Origin of the sequence: Pseudomonas sp. WS 5503 (genome assembly GCF_012985385.1) — a bacterium.
GTDB classification, from domain to species: domain Bacteria; phylum Pseudomonadota; class Gammaproteobacteria; order Pseudomonadales; family Pseudomonadaceae; genus Aquipseudomonas; species Aquipseudomonas paracarnis.
Genome location: NZ_JAAQWI010000007.1, coordinates 328,532 through 349,235, shown reverse-complemented (window position 1 = coordinate 349,235; position 20,704 = coordinate 328,532). Strand labels below are relative to the sequence as shown.

At 61.5% G+C, this 20,704-nt stretch carries 24 protein-coding genes; 16 read left to right on the top strand and 8 right to left on the bottom strand.

Going from position 1 to position 20,704, the window contains the following annotated elements:
* Positions 1-114: 114 nt before the first annotated feature.
* Complete coding sequence (locus HBO10_RS19585) at positions 115-630, top strand: DUF2062 domain-containing protein (protein WP_003192045.1); 516 nt, start codon at positions 115-117, stop codon at positions 628-630.
* 3 nt (positions 631-633) lie between these two features.
* Here HBO10_RS19585 and HBO10_RS19580 read toward each other — a convergent pair whose 3' ends face one another.
* Positions 634-1,992 (bottom strand): sensor histidine kinase, encoded by a 1,359-nt coding sequence (locus HBO10_RS19580; RefSeq protein WP_034127859.1) that lies wholly within the window; start codon positions 1,990-1,992, stop codon positions 634-636.
* A complete protein-coding gene (locus tag HBO10_RS19575) occupies positions 1,979-2,707 on the bottom strand; it encodes a response regulator transcription factor (protein ID WP_034127860.1) in 729 nt (242 codons plus the stop codon). The genes HBO10_RS19580 and HBO10_RS19575 overlap by 14 nt, the downstream gene beginning before the upstream one ends.
* 205 nt (positions 2,708-2,912) lie before the next feature.
* Here HBO10_RS19575 and HBO10_RS19570 point away from each other — a divergent pair, with 205 nt between their 5' ends.
* The 4 genes from HBO10_RS19570 to HBO10_RS19555 all read left to right on the top strand — a co-directional run bounded on the left by HBO10_RS19570 (position 2,913) and on the right by HBO10_RS19555 (position 7,715).
* Positions 2,913-5,666, top strand: coding sequence for a response regulator (locus HBO10_RS19570; RefSeq protein ID WP_034127861.1), 2,754 nt, complete (start codon positions 2,913-2,915; stop codon positions 5,664-5,666).
* A gap of 146 nt (positions 5,667-5,812) precedes the next feature.
* Positions 5,813-6,802 carry a 2-hydroxyacid dehydrogenase gene (locus HBO10_RS19565; protein ID WP_034127862.1) on the top strand — a complete coding sequence of 330 codons (990 nt, stop codon included), beginning with the start codon at positions 5,813-5,815 and terminating at the stop codon, positions 6,800-6,802.
* A 71-nt stretch (positions 6,803-6,873) separates the two neighbouring features.
* The gene (locus tag HBO10_RS19560) at positions 6,874-7,314 is read left to right on the top strand and encodes a hypothetical protein (RefSeq protein ID WP_003192054.1); all 441 of its coding nucleotides are present in this window, start codon (positions 6,874-6,876) and stop codon (positions 7,312-7,314) included.
* A complete protein-coding gene (locus HBO10_RS19555) occupies positions 7,311-7,715 on the top strand; it encodes an META domain-containing protein (protein WP_034127863.1) in 405 nt (134 codons plus the stop codon). Before HBO10_RS19560 ends, HBO10_RS19555 begins: the two co-directional genes overlap by 4 nt.
* Positions 7,716-7,847: 132 nt before the next feature.
* Here HBO10_RS19555 and HBO10_RS19550 read toward each other — a convergent pair whose 3' ends face one another.
* The gene (locus HBO10_RS19550) at positions 7,848-8,309 is read right to left on the bottom strand and encodes a TlpA disulfide reductase family protein (protein WP_003192057.1); all 462 of its coding nucleotides are present in this window, start codon (positions 8,307-8,309) and stop codon (positions 7,848-7,850) included.
* Between the two features lie 115 nt (positions 8,310-8,424).
* Between HBO10_RS19550 and arsC the strand changes: the two genes are divergently transcribed.
* Genes arsC through HBO10_RS19535 form a run of 3 tightly spaced genes read left to right on the top strand, consistent with a single transcriptional unit; the run spans position 8,425 to position 9,777 of the window.
* On the top strand, positions 8,425-8,778 hold the full coding sequence (arsC, locus tag HBO10_RS19545; protein WP_034127864.1) for an arsenate reductase (glutaredoxin): 354 nt from the start codon (positions 8,425-8,427) through the stop codon (positions 8,776-8,778).
* Positions 8,775-9,389: an NAD(P)H:quinone oxidoreductase gene (gene wrbA, locus HBO10_RS19540; RefSeq protein ID WP_034127865.1), complete on the top strand. Its 615-nt coding sequence runs from the start codon at positions 8,775-8,777 to the stop codon at positions 9,387-9,389. The genes arsC and wrbA overlap by 4 nt, the downstream gene beginning before the upstream one ends.
* The gene (locus tag HBO10_RS19535; RefSeq protein WP_034127866.1) at positions 9,373-9,777 is read left to right on the top strand and encodes a DUF2069 domain-containing protein; all 405 of its coding nucleotides are present in this window, start codon (positions 9,373-9,375) and stop codon (positions 9,775-9,777) included. The genes wrbA and HBO10_RS19535 overlap by 17 nt, the downstream gene beginning before the upstream one ends.
* Positions 9,778-9,900: 123 nt before the next feature.
* Here the strand turns inward: HBO10_RS19535 and HBO10_RS19530 are convergent, their stop codons facing one another.
* Entirely contained in the window at positions 9,901-10,572 is a 672-nt protein-coding gene (locus HBO10_RS19530; RefSeq protein WP_034127867.1) for a DNA-3-methyladenine glycosylase I, read from the bottom strand.
* 67 nt (positions 10,573-10,639) lie between these two features.
* The gene (ttcA, locus tag HBO10_RS19525) at positions 10,640-11,464 is read right to left on the bottom strand and encodes a tRNA 2-thiocytidine(32) synthetase TtcA (RefSeq protein ID WP_014718888.1); all 825 of its coding nucleotides are present in this window, start codon (positions 11,462-11,464) and stop codon (positions 10,640-10,642) included.
* A gap of 362 nt (positions 11,465-11,826) precedes the next feature.
* On the opposite strand from ttcA, the gene HBO10_RS19520 reads away from it, so the two are divergent.
* Complete coding sequence (locus HBO10_RS19520) at positions 11,827-12,429, top strand: Yip1 family protein (protein ID WP_014718889.1); 603 nt, start codon at positions 11,827-11,829, stop codon at positions 12,427-12,429.
* Positions 12,430-12,557: 128 nt separating this feature from the next.
* Positions 12,558-13,052 carry a SprT family zinc-dependent metalloprotease gene (locus HBO10_RS19515; RefSeq protein ID WP_003192067.1) on the top strand — a complete coding sequence of 165 codons (495 nt, stop codon included), beginning with the start codon at positions 12,558-12,560 and terminating at the stop codon, positions 13,050-13,052.
* Positions 13,053-13,146: 94 nt separating this feature from the next.
* On the opposite strand, the gene HBO10_RS19510 is transcribed toward HBO10_RS19515, so the two are convergent.
* Complete coding sequence (locus HBO10_RS19510) at positions 13,147-14,322, bottom strand: CaiB/BaiF CoA-transferase family protein (protein ID WP_034127868.1); 1,176 nt, start codon at positions 14,320-14,322, stop codon at positions 13,147-13,149.
* 157 nt (positions 14,323-14,479) lie between these two features.
* Between HBO10_RS19510 and tusD the strand changes: the two genes are divergently transcribed.
* From tusD to HBO10_RS19480, 6 genes are all read left to right on the top strand, one after another.
* Positions 14,480-14,872: a sulfurtransferase complex subunit TusD gene (gene tusD / locus HBO10_RS19505; RefSeq protein WP_034127869.1), complete on the top strand. Its 393-nt coding sequence runs from the start codon at positions 14,480-14,482 to the stop codon at positions 14,870-14,872.
* 1 nt (position 14,873) lies between these two features.
* Positions 14,874-15,224 carry a sulfurtransferase complex subunit TusC gene (gene tusC, locus HBO10_RS19500; RefSeq protein ID WP_034127870.1) on the top strand — a complete coding sequence of 117 codons (351 nt, stop codon included), beginning with the start codon at positions 14,874-14,876 and terminating at the stop codon, positions 15,222-15,224.
* Positions 15,224-15,502, top strand: a complete 279-nt coding sequence (gene tusB, locus HBO10_RS19495; protein ID WP_034127871.1) for a sulfurtransferase complex subunit TusB — start codon at positions 15,224-15,226, stop codon at positions 15,500-15,502. The genes tusC and tusB overlap by 1 nt, the downstream gene beginning before the upstream one ends.
* Positions 15,499-15,834, top strand: a complete 336-nt coding sequence (locus HBO10_RS19490) for a TusE/DsrC/DsvC family sulfur relay protein (protein ID WP_034127872.1) — start codon at positions 15,499-15,501, stop codon at positions 15,832-15,834. The genes tusB and HBO10_RS19490 overlap by 4 nt, the downstream gene beginning before the upstream one ends.
* Positions 15,831-16,832, top strand: coding sequence for a glycosyl transferase family protein (locus tag HBO10_RS19485; protein ID WP_034127873.1), 1,002 nt, complete (start codon positions 15,831-15,833; stop codon positions 16,830-16,832). The genes HBO10_RS19490 and HBO10_RS19485 overlap by 4 nt, the downstream gene beginning before the upstream one ends.
* 89 nt (positions 16,833-16,921) lie before the next feature.
* On the top strand, positions 16,922-17,917 hold the full coding sequence (locus HBO10_RS19480) for a glutathione S-transferase family protein (RefSeq protein ID WP_169922055.1): 996 nt from the start codon (positions 16,922-16,924) through the stop codon (positions 17,915-17,917).
* A 110-nt stretch (positions 17,918-18,027) separates the two neighbouring features.
* Here the strand turns inward: HBO10_RS19480 and cysG are convergent, their stop codons facing one another.
* Entirely contained in the window at positions 18,028-19,422 is a 1,395-nt protein-coding gene (gene cysG / locus HBO10_RS19475) for a siroheme synthase CysG (protein WP_034127875.1), read from the bottom strand.
* Positions 19,423-20,703 carry a serine--tRNA ligase gene (gene serS, locus HBO10_RS19470; protein WP_034127876.1) on the bottom strand — a complete coding sequence of 427 codons (1,281 nt, stop codon included), beginning with the start codon at positions 20,701-20,703 and terminating at the stop codon, positions 19,423-19,425.
* Position 20,704 lies beyond the last annotated feature (1 nt).

The window sequence follows — 20,704 nt, the reverse complement described above, 5'->3', positions numbered from 1 at the left end:
CCACTCAGTCTTAGCCGGCTGAACGACAGCGCCTATGATGTTTTGTCACAAAGTCTGAATTTTCTGTTTATAGAATCCGGGCATACTTGCCCCTCGAATTGACCTGGACCCCTTATGCCCCGGCGCTTATTCAAACGGTACATGCCCGATCCCAGCAGTATCAGGGAACACAAGTCATTACAGTTTCTTGGCACGCTGCTGCATGACCCCAACCTCTGGCACCTGAACCGGCACTCAGTGGCTCGCGCCATGGCGGTGGGTTTATTTGCGGCGTTTATCCCGATTCCATTGCAGATGTTGCTTGCCGCGGTCCTGGCGATTTCGGTGCGCGGCAATATGCCTATCGCCATCAGCCTGGTGTGGTTGACCAACCCCATCACCATGCCGGTGGTGTTCATCTGTACCTATATGACCGGCGCCTGGCTGATGAATGTGCCGCCACGCAGCTTGCCCGATAACCTTACGTGGGAATGGATCAGCGGCCAGTTGAGCACTCTTTGGCAGCCATTCCTGCTGGGTTCGGTGGTATTGGGGGTGGTATTGGGCGCCTTGGCTTATTGCCTTACCATGGCGTACTGGCGCTGGTGGGTGGCGCACCAGTGGAAAAAACGCAAACTGCGCCGGCGCTGAGCGCTAACGGGCCAGCAAACGCAAATGCACCCGCAGACCCCGCCCGGTATTTTCCGCCCATAAGCGGCCGCCCTGGCGCTGCACGGCGTTGCGGGCAATGCTCAGGCCCAAGCCGAAACCGCCATCGCCGGGCCGCGAGCCGTCCAGGCGGGTAAAGGGCGCGAAGATGCGCTCCAGATCATCCTCAGCAATCCCGGCCCCCTGATCCTGCAGCCAGATATGCCAATAGCCCCCCTCCCGACATCCGTCGAGTTGCACGCAGCCGTCGTGGGGCGAGTGGCGTATGGCGTTGCGCAGGATATTTTCCAAGGCCTGGGCCAGTGCATTGAGGTTGCCACGCACCCAACTGTCCGCGGGTAACAGGCACGGCAAGCGCGATGCGGACCAACCGCTTTCAAAACAAGCATTCTCGCGCAATATGTCCCACAAGGCCTGGAGCTGAATATCTTCCTGGGGCAACGGTGTAGTTTCGCTGTCGAGCCAGGCCAGTTGCAGGCTGTCTTCCACCAGGCGCTGCATGGCGTCGATTTCCCGACCCAGGCGCTTGCGCAGCTTGGCCAGGTCTTGCTCGCTGTCGCAGGCTACCCGCAGGCGGCTCAAGGGTGTGCGCAGTTCATGGGACATATCGCGCAGCAACTGCTGCTGCAAACGCACCGTGCCCTGCAAGCGTTCGGACATATGGTCAAAGGCGCGGCCCAGCTCGCCCAGTTCGTCCTGGCGGCTGGTGGCATCCAGGGACATCCGCGTATTGAGTTGGTCCGCACGCCAGGCATTGGCCTGCTCGCGCAATTGATTGAGGGGCATGATCAACAGCCGGTAAAGGCCGATGCATAGCAAGAGGGTAAACAGACCTGGGATCACACCATTGGTGACCACCCGCCAGAACAGTTGATAGCGCCCAGGCATAAAGCGCTGCGGCAGCTCGATCACCAGCGACCCCGCGCCAGGGTCGACCGGAAACGGTACTTTCATCCAGGGCAAACCAATGACATGCCGGCTGACCGGCCAATCCAATCCACGCAAAAACGTCAGGCGCTGGCTTTCCTTGTCACTCAAGGGCGTGCTGCCCAGGGACTGCAGGTCGTTACCGATCACCCCTACCCAAGTGCTTTCGCGCTCGGCCATCCGCTGCAGCCAGGCATCTACGCCCGCGCTGCCTTGCGTGCTCCACGCCAGTTCGGCACCCGCGGCATAGCCATTGAGAATCTCCCGCGACTTGTCGGACAGGTAAGCGCTCTGCTGTTCCATGTAACGGCCCCACGACCAACTGAGCCAAATCATCAGCAAACAGAAGGCGATCAACAGGCAGGCCAGCTTCCAGAACAACGAGTGCTTGCCGGGCAGTCGCTCAAAGCCCTTCATCGTGACCGCTCAGCACGTAGCCCTTGCCCCATACGGTGCGTACTTCACGCTCGATGTAACCGATGGCCTTGAGCTTGCGGCGGATCTGGCTGACATGCATGTCGAGGCTGCGGTCATGGGGCGCATAACCGCGCTGCAACACCTGCTGATACAGGAAGGCTTTGCTGAGGACTTCTTCGGCGTTGCGGTGCAGGGTTTCCAGCAGGCGGTATTCGCTGCGCGTGAGCGCGGCCCACTGGTCCTGGCAGGACACATCGCAGCGTTCATCATCAAAGTGCAGCACCCGGGCATCTTCAAGTGCCGGGGCGCGCGTCGGCTCGGGCCGGCGATCCAGGGCAACGCGGCGCAGGATCGCTTCAATACGCACGCACAGTTCAACCATGCTGAACGGCTTGGGTAAATAGTCGTCCGCGCCCAGGCGAAAACCGCTGATACGGTCGGCTTCAGCGCCCAGGGCTGACATCAGGATCACGGGCATGGCGTGGCTCTGGCGCAAATGAGTGAGGATCGACAAACCGTCCAGCCCCGGCAGCAGAATATCCATCAGCACCAGGTCGAAGGCCTGGGCGCGGGCCAGTTGCAGGCCCTGCTGGCCGTTCTGGCACCAGGTCACCTGGAAACCACTGCGGCCCAGTTGCTCGTGCACGTAGGCGCCCAACACAGGGTCATCTTCGATGGTCAGGATACTGGGTAGGCCAACTGCTGCGGGAGTCATTAGCGTCTGCAAGTCATTCTCAATCACTGATTATTCAAGATTAAACGTTCACAGGCAATCGCCACCCGGCGCCGAATGGCCCGAAGATTGCCGCATGTCATTAATTTGCAAGATTCCAGGCCGCGCAAATGGCTACACTGCGCAGGTGGCGCTGGCCGGATGCCGGCGTGGATGATTGATAACAACGTGGTAGCAGGAGAGTGGCGTGCTTAGAAGAATGGGGATAAAAGGCCGCGTACTGTTGCTGACCTTATTACCGACCAGCCTGATGGCGCTGTTGTTGGGCGGCTATTTCACCTGGATGCAGCTGTCGGAGTTGCAGACCCAGCTACTGCAACGCGGCGAAATGATCGCCGAGCAATTGGCACCGCTGGTGGCCCCAGCCATGGGCCACAAGGACACCGACCTGCTGGAGCGTATCGCCACCCAGTCCCTGGAACAGCCGGATGTGCGCGCCGTGTCGTTCCTGGCGCCAGACCGCGCGTCCCTGGCCCACGCCGGCCCGACCATGCTCAACCAGCCACCCACCGGCAACAGCTCGCAACTGTTACAGCGTTCCGGCAACGACGCCACCCGCTATCTACTGCCGGTGTTTGGCCGCCATCGCAACCTGGCGGGCGAGTTGATTCCCGATGAGGCCGACCGCCTGCTGGGTTGGGTGGAAGTCGAGCTGTCCCACAATGGCATGCTGTTGCGCGGCTATCGCAGCCTGTTCGCCAGCCTTCTGCTGATCGCCATCGGCCTGATGTGCACCGCCGCCCTCGCCCTGCGTATCAGCCGTACCATCAATTCGCCGATTGGCCAGATCAAGCAAGCGGTGGCGCAGCTCAAGGACGGCAACTTGGAAACACGCTTGCCACCCCTGGGCAGCCAGGAATTGGACCAGCTCGCGTCTGGCATCAACCGCATGGCCGAAACCCTGCAAAATGCCCAGGAAGAGCTGCAACACAGCATCGACCAGGCCACCGAAGACGTGCGCCAGAACCTGGAAACCATCGAGATCCAGAACATCGAGCTGGACCTGGCACGCAAGGAAGCCCTGGAAGCCAGCCGTATCAAGTCGGAGTTCCTGGCCAACATGAGCCATGAGATCCGCACACCGCTCAACGGCATCCTCGGTTTTACTCACTTGCTGCAAAAAAGCGAATTGTCGCCGCGCCAGCTCGATTACCTGGGCACTATCGAAAAATCTGCGGATAACCTGCTGGGCATCATCAACGAAATCCTCGATTTCTCGAAGATTGAAGCCGGCAAACTGGTGCTCGACAGCGTGCCTTTCAACCTGCGCGACTTGCTGCAAGACACCTTGACCATCCTCGCCCCCGCCGCGCATGCCAAGCAGCTCGAACTGGTAAGCCTGGTGTACCGCGACACGCCCCTGGCGTTGGTGGGCGACCCGCTGCGGCTCAAGCAGATCCTGACCAACCTGATCAGCAATGCGATCAAGTTCACCCGCGAAGGCACCATTGTGGCCCGGGCAATGATCGAGGACGAGCAGGAAGACAGCGTGCAATTGCGCATCAGCGTGCAAGACACCGGCATTGGCCTGTCCAACCAGGATGTGCGCGCCCTGTTCCAGGCATTCAGCCAGGCCGACAACTCGCTGTCGCGCCAGCCCGGCGGTACCGGTTTGGGCCTGGTGATTTCCAAGCGGTTGATCGAGCAGATGGGCGGCGAAATCGGCGTCGACAGCACGCCGGGTGAAGGTTCGGAATTCTGGATCAGCCTGAACCTGCCCAAAACCCGTGACGACGTCGAAGACCTGCCCGCCGCGCCGCTATTGGGACGTCGTGTGGCCGTGCTGGAAAACCACGAACTGGCGCGCCAGGCCCTGCAACATCAATTGGAAGACTGCGGCCTGGAAGTCACGCCGTTCAATACCCTGGAAAGCCTGACCAACGGCATCACCAGTGCCCACCAGACCGAACAGGCCATCAGCCTGGCGGTGCTCGGCGTCACCGCCAACGACATTCCGCCCGAACGCCTCAATCAACACCTGTGGGACCTGGAACACCTGGGCTGCAAGGTGCTGGTGCTGTGCCCGACCACCGAACAGATGCTGTTCAACCAATCGGTGCCCAACCCCAACAGCCAATTGCAGGCCAAGCCTGCCTGTACCCGCAAGCTGCGCCGCTCCCTGGCCGACCTGATCAGCCCGCGCCCTTCACGCAGCGAACCCGGTGAGCCGTTGTCCAGCCGTGCGCCTCGAGTACTGTGCGTGGACGACAACCCGGCCAACCTGTTGCTGGTGCAAACCCTGTTGGAAGACATGGGCGCCAAGGTGCAGGCGGTGGAGAGCGGTTACGCGGCCGTCGACGCCGTGAAGCAGGAAACTTTCGATTTGGTGTTGATGGACGTGCAAATGCCCGGCATGGATGGCCGCCAGAGCACCGAGGCGATCCGCCAGTGGGAAAGCGAACGCCACGGCACACCGCTGCCGGTGGTAGCCCTCACGGCTCACGCCATGGCCAACGAAAAACGCGCCCTGCTGCAAAGCGGTATGGACGACTACCTGACCAAACCCATCAGCGAGCGGCAATTGGCCCAGGTGGTATTGAAATGGACCGGCCTGGCGCTGCGTAACCAAGGCCCGGAGCGTACCCACGAAGGCGCGGCCCAAGGCTTGCAACTCTTGGTACTCGATCACGAAGAAGGCCTGCGCCTGGCCGCCAACAAGGCCGACCTGGCCGCTGATATGCTCGCCATGCTACTGGCCTCCCTGGAGGCTGATCGCCTGGCAATTACCCACGCCCGCGAAGCCAATGACAACCACGCCTTGATCGAGCGTGTGCACCGTTTGCACGGCGCCACCCGCTACTGTGGTGTTCCGCAATTACGAGCAGCCTGCCAACGCGCCGAAACCCTGCTCAAGCAGGATGACGCCAAGGCCACGGCCGCGCTGGACGAACTGGACATGGCGATTGCACGGCTGGCCAGTGAAGCCAGAGTGAGTGCCTGACCGTCCGACTGTAGGAGCGAGCTTGCTCGCGAAAAACCAGAGACACCGCGTTAAACCAGAATGAACGCGTTATCGTTGACGTTTTTCGCGAGCAAGCTCGCTCCTACAGGTACGCATCTATTCTGTCATTGCAGGGAGCCTTCTTAATGCGCGTCATTCTCTTCAGCAGCCAAACCTACGACCGCGAGAGTTTCCTCGGCGAACCGCTGCCGGCTGGCCTGGAACTGCAATTCCAACCCGCCCGCCTCAACCTCGAGACCGTGGCCCTGGCCGAACACCACGAGGTGGTCTGCGCCTTTATCAACGACGACCTCAGCGCCCCCGTGCTGGAGCAACTGGCCAAGGGCGGCACACGCCTGATTGCCCTGCGTTCGGCGGGCTACAACCATGTCGACTTACCCGCCGCCCAGCGCCTGGGCCTGACTATCGTGCGCGTGCCCGCCTATTCGCCCCACGCGGTGGCCGAGCACGCCGTCGCCCTGATCCTGGCCCTCAACCGTCGCCTGCACCGTGCCTACAACCGTACCCGCGACGGTGATTTCAGCCTGCACGGGCTGACCGGCTTTGATCTGGTCGGCAAAACGGTCGGCGTGGTCGGCACCGGTCAGATCGGCGCGACCTTCGCCAAGATCATGGCCGGCTTCGGCTGCCAGTTGCTGGCCTACGATCCCTTCCCCAACCCACAGGTGCAGGACCTCGGGGCCCGCTACGTGAGCCTGCCTGAACTGTTGGCCGAGGCACAAATCATCAGCCTGCACTGCCCGCTGACCGCCGACAGCAAACACCTGATCAATGCCCGCTCGCTCGCGCAGATGCAAACCGGTGCGATGCTGATCAACACCGGGCGTGGTGGCCTGGTCGATACGCCGGCACTGATCGAAGCGCTCAAGCTGGGACAGTTGGGCTATCTGGGGTTGGACGTCTACGAAGAAGAAGCCCAATTGTTTTTCGAGGACCGCTCGGACCTGCCCCTGCAGGATGACGTGCTCGCCCGCCTGCTGACCTTCCCCAACGTGATCATCACCGCGCACCAGGCCTTCCTCACCAGTGAGGCCCTGGCGGCGATTGCCGGCACCACGCTGGCCAACATTGCCGCGTGGGCCGATGGCCGCGCCCAGAACCAGGTCGAGGGATGATCAGCGGTCACATACCAGGCTCATGATAGGCCGGCACCCGTGATAGGATGCCGCGCCTATTTGGAGGATCCATGGCCGAACACGATTTCCGCTTCAGCTTGCTGAGCCCGCAACACACCCTGATCGAATGCCGTGCCCTGGTGCCGGGCCGTTACCAGGTCACCGGCAACGGTGGTTCGATCAAACATGGCGACGTCCTGATCGTCAGCCTGCGCGGCAGTAAAACCCTGTCGATGCGACTCACCGTCGAAGGTGACGCACGCTACTCCATCCGCCCGGCGGGCCAGTGGGTCGCCATGGCCCAAGGGCCGAAGTTCGGCGAACTCGAGATCCACACCTGGAAGGTCAATTGCGACAGCTGCGACGCCGTGCTGGAGTTTGAATTCGCGGTAGAAACCAAGCTGACCAAGGCACCGCTGCAACCGGCCGCCAACGCGCGTATCAAAGAACTGGGCTGGGCCAGCGAAGGCGACAAGCACCGTTGCCCGAAATGCCAGCAGGCCGCGCAATGAAAGGTCGGCTGCTGCTCGCCGCCATCGGCATGGGCCTGGCAGGCTGCGCTGCCGATGGCGCCAAGCTCGAGCGCGACCACAGCTACGTCGTGGAATGGATCGGTGAGCGGCCGCTGATGGACTATGCGCACCTTACCGTCACCCTGGGCGCCGATGGCCGCGCCTATGGCAATGGCGGCTGTAACCACTGGTTTGCGCCGTACACGGTCGAAGGCGACAAGCTCAGCTTCGGCCCGGTCGGCAGCACCCGAAAAATGTGCGCCGAGGCCCTGATGGAGCAAGAGCATCGCTTCTTCCAGGCCCTGCAAGGCGTGCAGCGCTGGGACATCTCGCCGCTCGAGCAGACGCGGTTCTGGCCGGCCGAAGGCAAGCCGATCCGTTTGTGGCTCGAAGAAGGCTGACCTAGGCGCACTCTCCTGTACTAACGCGGTGTCCTCTGGCTCTGTGGGAGTTGGATTGCCTGCGATGCGGACGACGCGGTGTATCAGGTACACCGCAGCGATGCCATCGCAGGCAAGCCAGCTCCCATAGTTCTAGCCTTTCAGGGCCTTGAGCTTGGCCAACACCCCTTCCGCTGTCTGCTCACCCATCAACTGCTCACGCACCTTGCCCTTGTCGTCGATGATGTAGGTCACCGGCAAGGCCTCGCTGCGCGGAATCTCGAAGATCCCGTCCGGGTTCTGGGCCAGTACCGTGAACTTGATCCCCAGCTTGTCGCTGGCGGCCTTCAGTTCCTCACCCTGCACATTGTCGAAGTTGACGCCGAACACCCCGACATTCTGGCCTTTCAACTGTTCTGCCAGGGCATTGAGCTCGGGGATTTCCGTGCGGCACGGGCCACACCATTCGGCCCAGTAGTTGACCACCAGCCACTGTTTGTCCAGGCGTTCGGCCGCCACTTTCTGGCCGTATTGGTCAACGCCGTAATCGTTACCGCAGCCGCTGAGCAGCAGGGTTGTGATGATCGCCAATGCACCGATCAGTCGCCTTGTCATGGGGTATTCCTTCGCAAAAATGAACGTTGGCTGCGGCCTATCGCCTCTTACGGTTTAAGGACAGGCGCCAGCGCAGGTAGAATACCCGCCACCTTACGCAAGATGCGACCCGCACATGACCGATCTGACGCTTTATCACAACCCGCGCTGCTCGAAATCCCGCGGTGCGCTGGAACTGCTGGAAGCCCGCGGCCTCACCCCGACCGTCGTGCGCTACCTGGAAACCCCGCTGGATGCCGCGCAAATCGAGGCCCTGCTGAAAAAACTGGGGATCAGCGCACGCCAACTGCTGCGCACCGGCGAAGACGAATACAAAACCCTGAACCTGGCCGACGCCAGCCTCAGCGACACCCAACTGATCGCCGCCATCGCAGCCCATCCCAAGCTGATGGAACGCCCGATCCTGGAAACCGCCGACAAAGCCATCATTGGCCGCCCGCCCGAGAACGTGCTGGAGATCCTGCCGTGACTACGCCCTATGTGCTGGTGTTGTATTACAGCCGCAACGGCTCGGTGAGCGAGATGGCCCGACAGATTGCCCGCGGTATCGAGCAAGGCGGCATGGAAGCGCGGTTGCGCACCGTGCCAGCGATTTCCACCGACTGCGAAGCGGTGGCGCCGAGCATTCCCGACGAAGGCGCGCTGTATGCCAGCCTGGACGACCTGAAGCACTGCTCGGGCCTGGCCCTGGGCAGCCCGACCCGGTTCGGCAACATGGCCGCGCCGCTCAAGTACTTCCTCGATGGCACCAGCAACCTGTGGCTCACCGGCGCTCTGGTCGGCAAGCCAGCCGGCGTGTTCACCTCCACCGCCAGCCTGCATGGCGGCCAGGAAACCACGCTGATGTCGATGCTGCTGCCGCTGCTGCACCACGGCATGCTGATCACCGGCCTGCCCTACAGCGAGCAGGCGCTGCTCGACACCCAGGGCGGCGGCACGCCGTATGGCGCCAGCCACCATTCCGGGCCAGACGGCAAGCGTATGCTCGATCAACATGAAATCACCTTGTGCCGGGCCTTGGGCCTGCGCCTGGCCAAGACCGCCACGCTGTTGGAGAACGGCCGTGGCCAGGAAGCCTAAGGTCCTGCCGCCACGGGAGTGGCTGGAGCCACGGGTCAAGGTGGCACGCGCGCTGAGCCTGCTGGCGTTCTTGGGCCTGGTGGGCTTGTTGTGCGTGTACTACCTGTTGGTCGCCGACCTGCATGGGGCGCGCCCGTGGGTCATCCTGCTGATCGAGCTGGTGCCGCTGCTGATACTTGCGCCAGGCATGCTGATGGGCAGCGCACGCGGACATTCGTGGATGTGCTTTGTGGTGAACCTGTATTTCATCAAGGGCGCACTGGCGGCGTATGACCCGAACCGCCAGTGGTTTGGTGTTCTGGAAATGCTCGCGAGCCTGGCGGTGTTTTGCACGGCGTTGCTGTATGTGCGTTGGCGGCATCAATTGAACCGGCGACTGGCCGATTGACTGATCGTTCCCACGCTCCGCGTGGGAATGCTGCCCAGGACGCTCTGCGTCCCGGGCCTAGTGCAAGGGTGACGCGGAGCGTCACAGGATGCATTCCCACGCGGAGCGTGGGAACGATCAGTATCAATGGTTGACGGTATAGGCCAACATCATCGACAGCTGACACATCGGCCGCCCACTCTCGGCATGCCACTGGTTGAAGGCACCCTGTACTGTCGCCAAATCGCGCAGGCTGGTCGGCGCCTTGTCGACGATCTTCTGCGCATTCAACGCTGCCACCACGTCATCGCTCGGTACAAAGGTGTCCTTGCCGACCATGCGCAGGAAGCGAGGCGCCGACAGGCCGCCCAACTGGTGGCCGTGCTTGCTCAGGTACTTCCAGAGCCCGACGATATCGGTCACCGGCCAATCAGCGATAAACGCGCCGAAGCTGCCTTTCTCCTGCTCGATATCCAGGATCATCTGCGCGTTGCGCGGCACACTCTTGAGCTTGCCCAGGTGGCGGATGATGCGGGTGTCCTGCATCAGCCGTTCCAGGTGTTCGGCACCCATCAGCACGACTTTTTCCGGGTCGAAGCCAAAGAACACCTGCTCGAACGCCGGCCATTTGGCATCGACCACGCTGTGCTTCAAACCGGCGCGGAACACTCGCAGCGCCAAGGTCGACAGGTAACGGTCATCCGTTATCTTGCGCAATTGCGCCGGGGTCTTGGGCACCGGCAGATGGGCTTCCAGCTTGGCCGCCGAACCGAAGCGGTTCAGACAATATTCGTGCAGCCACTTGTAATCGCGCATGCCCTCTCCTGTCAGTCGAATTGAAAACGGCGCCCGCAAGCGCCGTGTACTAGAGCCTCGGGAAGACTCAGAGGTTCACTACATTGACGAAACGCGATGCGGCGGTCTCATCGATTTTCAAGCTGGTGAAGTCGAACAGGTTGCGGTCGGCCAATTGCGACGGGATCACGTTTTGCAGGCTGCGGAAGATACTTTCGGTACGCCCAGGGGTCTTGCGCTCCCAGTCCACCAGCATCTCCTTGACCACCTGGCGCTGCAGGTTTTCCTGGGAGCCGCACAGGTTGCACGGGATGATCGGGAATTGCTTGAAATCGGAGTAGGCCTGGATGTCCTTCTCGTTGCAATACGCCAGCGGGCGGATCACTACGTTGCGTCCGTCGTCGGCGCGCAGCTTGGGCGGCATGGCCTTGAGCGAGCCGTTGAAGAACATATTGAGGAAGAAGGTTTCGACGATGTCATCGCGGTGATGACCCAGGGCCATCTTGGTCGCGCCGATCTCATCGGCAAAGGTATAGAGCGTGCCACGGCGCAGGCGCGAGCACAGCGAGCAGGTGGTCTTGCCTTCCGGGATCAATTCCTTGACCACCGAGTAGGTGTCTTTCTCGACGATGTGATACTCGACGCCCAGTTCTTTCAGATAGGCCGGCAGCACATGCTCAGGGAAACCGGGTTGCTTCTGGTCCATGTTGACCGCCACGATCTCGAACTTGATTGGCGCGACCTTTTGCAGGTGCAGCAACACGTCGAGCATGGTGTAGCTGTCTTTGCCGCCGGAGAGGCAGACCATGACCTTGTCGCCATCCTCGATCATGTTGAAATCGGCGACCGCTTCACCGGCCAGGCGACGCAGGCGTTTTTGCAGTTTGTTCTGGTTGACTGTAAGAGTGCCCATGGCGCTTGGATCCGCAAAGGTGTGTGACGAAAAGCGCAGCATTTTACCGGTAAGACTGGCGCAGATCCAATGTGGAAGCTGGCTTGCCTGCGATAGCGGTGTGCCAGTCAACATCTCTGTTCCTGACAGGCCGCCATCGCAGGCAAGCCAGCTCCCACACTGGATCCCATGAACTCAGACAGACCACACCGCGATTAGCCCCCCTGTTTACAGCGCAATTTGCTCTAAAGGCCCTACGGTTATTCCGGTCATCCCTTTCTATACTGCGACTTGAGGTCGCACATCTATCCAGACCTTTCAGGCCATTTGGCCCGTGGGCGCTCCGATGGGGGGCGATGGTAATAACGACAGGAGTGACTGGCATGATCCATCACGTCGTGGGGCTGTTTACCCATCCCGACCAGGAATGGCGGGAAATCCGTGGCGATAAAGAAGAAAGCATCAGCCACATGTACCTCACTCATACCCTGATTCTCGCGGCGATCCCCGCCATTTCCGCCTTTATTGGCACCACTCAAGTCGGCTGGGTCATCGGCAACCGTGCCCCGGTGATGCTGACCCAGGAAAGCGCGCTGTGGATGACCCTTATGTCCTACGCGGCCATGCTGTGCGGCGTGGCGGTGATGGGCGCGTTCATTCACTGGATGGCCCGCACCTACGACGCCAGCCCAAGCATGGCCCGCTGCGTGGCATTTGCCACTTACACCGCCACACCCTTGTTTATCGGCGGGCTGGCGGCGCTCTACCCGCATATGTGGTTGGGCATGGTCGTGGGCACGGCGGCGATCTGCTACACGGTGTATCTGCTGTATGTGGGGCTGCCGACCTTCATGAGTATCGACCCGGATGAAGGCTTCCTGTTTTCCAGCTCGGTATTGGCCGTCGGCCTGGTGGTGCTGGTAGCGATCATGGCCTTTACCGTGATCGTCTGGGGCCTGGGCGTCGGGCCGATCTACACCAGTTGAACGAAAAACCCCGCAGGCAAGGCCACCGCAAGGTGGCTTTGTGCGTTATGCATGACCATTCGGCGCCTGACAGATTCGGAAACACCCAGCTTTGCGGCATACTGGGCGTCTCTGGAGATATGTACAGCATGCCCGAGCAACTCAATACCCGCGTCGAAGATTGTTTCCTGCAAGCCGAATCCTTTTTCAAACGAAGCTTCAAACGCCCCCAGGTCAGCCTCAAGCTGCGGGGCCAGAAAGCCGGTGTCGCGCATTTGCACGAGAACCTGCTGCGCTTCAACCCTCAGTTGTACCGTGAAAACAGCCAACACTTTCTCAAGCAGACCGTGGCCCACGAAGTGGCACACCTGATTGCCCACCAATTGTTTGGCGAGCGTATCCAGCCCCATGGCGAGGAATGGCAGTTGATCATGCGCGGGGTTTACGAGCTGCCGCCCGACCGTTGCCATACCTACGAGGTCAAGCGCCGGCAAGTGACTCGCTATATTTACCGCTGCCCGTGTGCGGACAGCGATTTTCCGTTTTCACCGCAGCGCCATGGGCTGGTGAACCAGGGGCGGCGGTATTTGTGTCGGCGGTGTCGGCAGACGCTGGTGTTCACCGGGGAAACTCGGGTGGAATGAGGGCCTCTTCGCAGGCAAGCCAGCTCCCACATCTGGATCTGTGAACACAATCCAAAATGTGGGAGCTGGCTTGCCTGCGAAAGCGTCGGCTCAGTCAACCTACAACCTTGGCCTGCCGCAATCGCTCTATCCGCTCAATACCGAACCCCAACTCCGCCAGCACCTCATCACTGTGCGCCCCCACCGCCACTCCAATATGCCTGGGCGCCGGCAACCCCTCTGAGAACTTCAGCGGGCAGGCCAATTGCGCTTGTGTCGAGCCATCACCCCGGGGCACCTGGCTGACCAGCTCCCGCGCCTTCAACTGTGGATGCTCCACCGCTTCGCTCAAACTCAACACCGGCTCAACACAGGCATCCGCCCCGGCAAACAACTCACACAACTGGTCAAAACTGCGCTTCTCGAACTCCACCTGCAACGCCTGTTTGAGCACGGCCTGGCGTTCGGGCGTCACACTGTGTGCCGCCAGTTCCGGGCGCCCCAAGGCCGCGCACAGCTGCTGCATAAACCCCGGCTCCAGACTGCCCACCGACATCCAGCGCCCATCGCGCGTGCGGTAATAGTCATAGAAACTCCCGCCATTGAGCACATGGTTCTCCCACCCAGGCTCGACCCCGCAAGCCAGGTAACCGGCACCGGCCATGGCGTTCAGGCTGAACGAGCAGTCGGTCATGCTCACATCCAGGTATTGGCCCACCCCACTCTGCTGCCTGGCAATCACTGCCGCCAGCAAGCCCACCACGGCATGCAGTGAACCGCCCGCCACATCCGCCAGCTGTACGCCCAGGGGCAACGGGCCGGTGTCCTGGCGCCCGGTATGGCTGGCGACGCCGGCCAACGCCAGGTAGTTGATATCGTGCCCGGCGCGGTCCTTATAGGGGCCGGTCTGGCCGTAGCCGGTGATCGACACATAGATCAGCCGCGGGTTGATCGCCTTCAGCGCCTCATAGCCCAGGCCCAGGCGCGCCATGACACCGGGGCGGAACTGCTCGAGCAGGATGTCATGGCCCTTGATCAACTCACGCACAATCTCCAGCGCCTCGGCCTGCTTGAGGTCCAGGGCCAGGCTGCGCTTGTTGCGGTTGAGGTAGGCGTGGCTGGCCGAGGTGCCACGATCATGGGGCGGCAACACACGCAACAGGTCCATCCGCGTGGGCGATTCGATACGCAGCACCTCGGCGCCCATGTCCGCCAGCATCAGGGAGGCAAACGGGCCGGGCAGCAAGGTGGAAAAATCCAACACTTTAAGGGACGCCAAGGGACCTGACATGGGGACTCCAGTTGGGTTGCGAATACCCACAGACTAGGCAGCCTGGCGCCTGCCGGCAATCGTCAGAACGATCAACCACAGTGACCGTTTTGATCACGGCGGGCTTTTTCGCGGCGGCGGCTTTATCATTGGCCGACGTTTGTTGGCAGAGTCTTCCATGAAGTTCGCGATTGCACTGTATAGCGCCGCCCACGCGCCCTCCTCGCGCCGCGCCCTGTTGTTCGCACAGGCGGCGCTGGCTGGCGGGCATGAGATCGTGCGGCTGTTTTTCTACCAGGACGGCGTGTACAGCGCGTCCAATAACATCGTCGCCCCCCAGGATGAGCAAGACCTTGCGCGTCAATGGCGCGAGTTTGTCAGCCAGCACCGGCTCGACGGCGTGGTGTGCATCGCCGCCGCGCTGCGCCGCGGGGTGCTTAATGCCGAAGAAGCTGCGCGTTACCAACGCAGCGCGATCAACCTGGAAGCACCCTGGGCGTTGTCGGGCCTGGGGCAATTGCATGACGCGATCCAGGACGCCGACCGCCTGATCTGTTTTGGAGGGCCGTGACATGTCCAGATCCTTGTTGGTGATCAGCCGCCAGGCCCCGTGGTCCGGGCCGAGTGCGCGGGAAGCACTGGATATCGTGCTGGCCGGTGGCGCGTTCGATCTGCCCATTGGCCTGTTGTTCCTGGATGACGGTGTGTTCCAACTGGCGCCGAACCAAGCGGCCAAGGCCGTGCAACAGAAAGACCTGAGTGCCAACCTGCAGGCCCTGGGCCTGTTCGGCATTGATGACGTGTTCGCGTGCAGCCATAGTCTTTCCGCACGCGGGTTGCCGCCACCCGCCAACGCACAGGTGCTCGACAGCCAAGCCATTTCCCAACTGATTGACCGTTACGACCAGGTGATTACCCTCTGATGTCGACTCTACATGTGGTGTCTCATTCCCCGTTTACCGACAGCCGCCTCGATAGCTGCCTGCGCATCTGTGGCGCCGAGGACGCAATCCTGCTGTGCGGCGACGGAGCCTACGGCCTGGACACGCCCGCCCTGCAAACCAAAGGCGTAAAGGTGTTTGTGCTGGCCGAAGACATGCAGGCGCGCAACCTGCCGCTGCCCGACTGGGCTGACAGCGTCGATTACCCAGGCTTCGTGCAACTGTCGATCGACTACGACAAGGTCAACACCTGGCTATGAACACCTTGACCGTCGGCGCACACACCCTGGAACTGGATAAGGACGGCTATCTCGTCGACCTCAACGACTGGTCCGATGAAGTGGCGAATGCCCTGGCCGCTGCCGAAGCCTTGGAGCTGACCCCGGCACACTGGGAAATCCTCACCCTGCTGCGCCAGTTCTACACCGAGTTCCAGCTGTCCCCCGCCACGCGCCCGCTGATCAAGTACACCGCCTTGAAGCTGGGCCCGGAAAAGGGCAACAGCCTGCACCTCAACAAACTGTTCAACGGCACTCCCGCCAAACTCGCCGCCAAGCTGGCGGGCCTGCCCAGGCCGACGAATTGCTTATGACCGACTTTGCCCCCCTGACTCTCGTAACGCCCCAAGAGCATCCCTTTGCGCAGTTCGTGCGCATCCTCGGCAAAGGCAAGCGTGGCGCGCGCAACCTCACCCGCGAGGAAGCGCGGGAAGCCATGGGCATGCTGCTCGACGAAAAAGTCGAGGACACCCAGCTCGGCGCCTTCCTGATGCTGCTGCGCCACAAGGAAGAAAGCCCGGAAGAACTCGCCGGTTTCACCGAAGCCGTACGTGAGCGCCTGCACGCGCCAGCGCTGAACGTCGATATCGACTGGCCCACCTACGCCGGTAAAAAGCGCCACCTGCCGTGGTTCCTGCTGGCAGCCAAATGCCTGGCACAGAACGGCGTGCGCATCCTGATGCACGGCGGCGGCGCCCACACTGCGGGGCGGTTGTACACCGAGCAATTGCTGGACAGCTTGCAGATCCCGCTGTGCCGCGATTGGCAACAGGTCGAAAGCGCCTTTGCCCACGGCAACCTGGCGTTTATCCCGCTGGGTGATTGGGCGCCACAGCTGCAACGCATGATTGACCTGCGCAACACTCTGGGCCTGCGTTCGCCTATCCACTCTCTGGCGCGCCTGCTCAACCCGCTGAATGCGCGCTGTGGCCTGCAAAGCATTTTCCACCCCGGTTACCAGGGCGTGCATCGCGATGCCAGTGGCTTGCTGGGTGACAACGTGATTGTGGTCAAGGGTGACGGCGGCGAGATCGAAATCAACCCCGACACCGTCAGTCATCTTTATGGCACCACTGGCGGCCAGAGCTGGGACGAAGAGTGGCCCGCCCTTTCCGTCCAGCGCCACGTCAAGCCGGCAACGCTTGAGCCCGAGCACCTAAAAGCGCTGTGGCGCGGCGACGTTGAGGACAGCTACCCGCAACTGGCGTTGATCGCCACCATGGCGTTAGCCCTGCGCGGCCTTGGTCACCCGCGGCAGCAGGCGTTCGAGTTGGCCCAGGAGTACTGGGACGCACGGGATAAATCGATTTAATCGATCATTCACGCCGGTTTTTTGCGCTTTTAGTTCGAACTCATCCCTTTAGACTGGGCTCCAACGCTTATCAGCCAAGGGAGCCAGTCATGGGTTTATTGATCGAAGGACAGTGGAAAGACCAGTGGTACGAAAGTAGCGCCGATGGCGCTTTCCAACGGGAACAGGCACAACGCCGCAACTGGGTGACCGCCGATGGCGCGCCAGGCCCGAGTGGTGAAGGCGGCTTCAAGGCCGAGGCCGGTCGCTATCACCTCTATGTATCCCTCGCCTGCCCGTGGGCGCACCGCACCTTGATCCTGCGCAAGCTCAAGGGCCTGGAAAGCCTGATCGACGTCTCGGTGGTCAGTTGGCTAATGCTGGAAAACGGCTGGACCTTCGACAAGGCCCACGGCTCCAGCGGCGACAAACTGGACGGTTTCAACTTCATGCACCAACGCTACACCGCCGATACCGCCGACTATACCGGGCGCGTAACCGTGCCGGTGCTGTGGGACAAAAAGCTCAAGCGCATCGTCAGCAATGAATCGGCGGAGATCATCCGCATGTTCAACAGTGCGTTCAATGCGCTGACCGGCAATACCCTGGATTTCTACCCCCAAGCCCTGCATTCGACCATCGACAGCCTCAACGAACGCATCTACCCCGCCGTGAACAACGGCGTGTACCGCGCAGGTTTCGCCACCTCACAACAGGCGTATGAAAGCGCGTTTGATGATGTGTTTGCCGAGCTGGATCATTTGGAACAGCACCTGGGCAGCCATCGCTATCTGGCCGGCGAGTACCTGACCGAAGCCGATGTGCGGCTGTTCACTACGCTGATTCGTTTTGATGCGGTGTACTACAGCCACTTCAAATACAACCTGCGGCGAATTGCCGACTATGGGAACTTGTCGAACTGGCTGCGGGAGATGTATCAGTGGCCAGGCGTGGCCGAGACGGTGGATTTCGAGCATATCAAGGGGCATTACTATGCCAGCCATCGCACGATCAACCCGACGGGGATTGTGCCGAAGGGGCCGTTGCAGGGGTTTGATACGAAGCATGATCGGGTGCGGCTGCCGGGTAAAGGTGTCTTTGGCTGATAACTCTTGTGGCGAGGGAGCTTGCTCCCGCTGGGCTGCGTAGCGGCCCCAAAATTTTGGGAGCGCTTCGCACTCCAACGGGAGCAAGCTCCCTCGCCACAAGAGCCGGTTCAGACTTGGGCCTGAGCGCCCTCGAACCACTTGAGCTTCTCACGCAACACCACCACTTCACCGACGATCACCAATGTCGGCGCATGCACTTCATGCTCCGCCACCATGCGCGGCAGGTCGGCCAGGGTGCCGGTGAACACGCGCTGGTTGGACGTGGTGCCCTGCTGGATCAGCGCCGCTGGGGTGTCCGACGCGCGCCCGTGCTTGATCAACTGCTCGCAAATGATCGGCAAGCCAATCAAGCCCATGTAGAACACCAGGGTCTGTGAGGGGCCGACCAGGTCTTGCCAAGGCAAGTCCGAGGTACCGTTCTTCAAGTGCCCGGTAATAAAACGTACAGATTGGGCATAGTCGCGATGAGTCAGCGGAATCCCGGCATAGGCCGCGCAACCACTGGCTGCCGTAATACCCGGCACCACCTGGAACGGGATGCCGTGGGCCGCCAACTCTTCGATCTCTTCGCCACCACGACCAAAGATGAACGGGTCCCCCCCCTTGAGGCGCAGCACGCGCTTGCCTTGCTTGGCCAGGTCTACCAGTTGCTGGTTGATCTGGTCCTGGGGCACCGCGTGATCGGCGCGACGCTTGCCGACGTACACGCGCTCGGCATCACGACGGCACAGTTCCAAAATCGCCGGTGCAACCAAACGGTCGTACAGCACCACGTCGGCTTGCTGCATCAGGCGCAATGCGCGGAAGGTCAGCAAATCCGGGTCGCCTGGGCCCGCACCCACCAGGTACACCTCACCGGGCGCGTAAGGCGGCGCGCCATTGACCTTTTCGATCAACAGGCGCTCGGCCTCCTCGCCCTGCCCGGCCAACTGGCGGTCGGCAATCGGGCCCTGGAACACTTCTTCCCAGAACGCCCGGCGTTGCTGCACATCCGGGTACAAACCTTTGACCTGAGCCCGAAAACGCGCGGCCAGCCCAGCCAATTGACCGTAGGTCGAGGGAATCCAGGTTTCCAGCTTGGCGCGGATCAGCCGTGCCAGTACCGGCGCGTCACCGCCGCTGGAGACGGCAATCACCAAGGGTGAACGGTCGACAATTGCCGGGAAGATCACGCTGCACAACGCTGGCGCGTCCACCACATTGACCGGCACGCAGCGACGCTTGGCATCACTGGATACTTGCGCATTTAGTGGCTCATCGTCGGTGGCTGCGATAATCAGGGTGCAACCGTCCAGGTCGGCCTCCTGATAACCGCGCAACATCAGTTCCCCGCCACTGCCCAGCACCAGCTCACGCAGCTGGCTTTCGATCTGGGGAGCAACCACCCGCAACACCGCGCCGGCGTCGGCCAGCAGCCGGGATTTGCGCAAGGCAATCTCCCCACCACCGACGACCAACACACGACTGCCGCGCAGGTTATGAAACAGCGGCAGAAATTCCATTTAGCGGATGACCTCAACGCCCGCCATGTACGGCTTGAGCACCTCAGGTACACGGATCGAACCGTCAGCCTGCTGGTAGTTTTCCAGCACGGCCACCAGGGTACGGCCTACGGCCAGGCCCGAACCGTTGAGGGTGTGCACCAGCTCCGGCTTGCCGGTTTCCGGGTTGCGGAAACGCGCCTGCATGCGACGGGCCTGGAAGTCACCGCAGTTGGAGCACGACGAAATCTCGCGGTATTTGTCCTGGCTCGGCACCCACACTTCCAGGTCGTAGGTTTTCACGGCGCTGAAGCCCATGTCGCCCGTGCACAGGGCCAGTACGCGGTAAGGCAGCTCCAGCAACTGCAGCACGCGCTCGGCGTTGGCAGTCAGGCCTTCCAGGGCCTCCATGGAGGTCGACGGCTCTACTACCTGGACCATTTCAACCTTGTCGAACTGATGCTGGCGGATCATGCCACGGGTGTCGCGACCCGACGCGCCGGCTTCGCTACGGAAGCACGGGCTGTGAGCAACCAGCTTCAACGGCAGTTGCTTGGCGTCGAGGATTTCGCCGGCGACGATATTGGTCAGCGACACTTCGGCGGTCGGGATCAGGTACAGGTCGGCTTCGCCGTCGCGGCTGATCTTGAACAGGTCTTCTTCGAATTTCGGCAGTTGGCTGGTGCCCATCAACGCCGGCGCCTGAACCAGGTACGGGGTGTAGGCTTCTTCGTAACCGTGTTCGCCGGTGTGCAGGTTGATCATGAACTGCGCCAGTGCACGGTGCATGCGCGCAATCGGGCCGCGCAACAAGGCAAAGCGTGCGCCGGACATTTTTGCCGCGGTTTCAAAATCCAGGCCACCGGTCAATTCGCCCAAGGCGACGTGGTCCTTGATCTCGAAATCGAAGGCTTTCGGCGTGCCCCAGCGGCGCACTTCGACGTTGCCTTCTTCATCTTCGCCGACCGGCACAGATTCGTGGGGCAGGTTCGGAATGCCCAGCAGGATCGAATCCAATTGGGTCTGAATGCCTTCCAGCTCGATTTTGCCATCGGACAGCTCAGTGCCCATGCGCTCGACATCCGCCATCAACGGCGCGATGTCTTCACCGCGCTGCTTGGCCTGGCCGATGGACTTGGAGCGCGCATTACGTTCAGCCTGCAGTGCTTCGGTGCGGGTCTGGACGGTCTTGCGCTGTTCTTCCAGCGCTTCGATGCGCGCAACATCCAAGGCAAAGCCACGGGATGCCAGGCGGTCCGCTACGTCCTGAAGGTTGCTACGTAACAGTTTGGAATCGAGCATG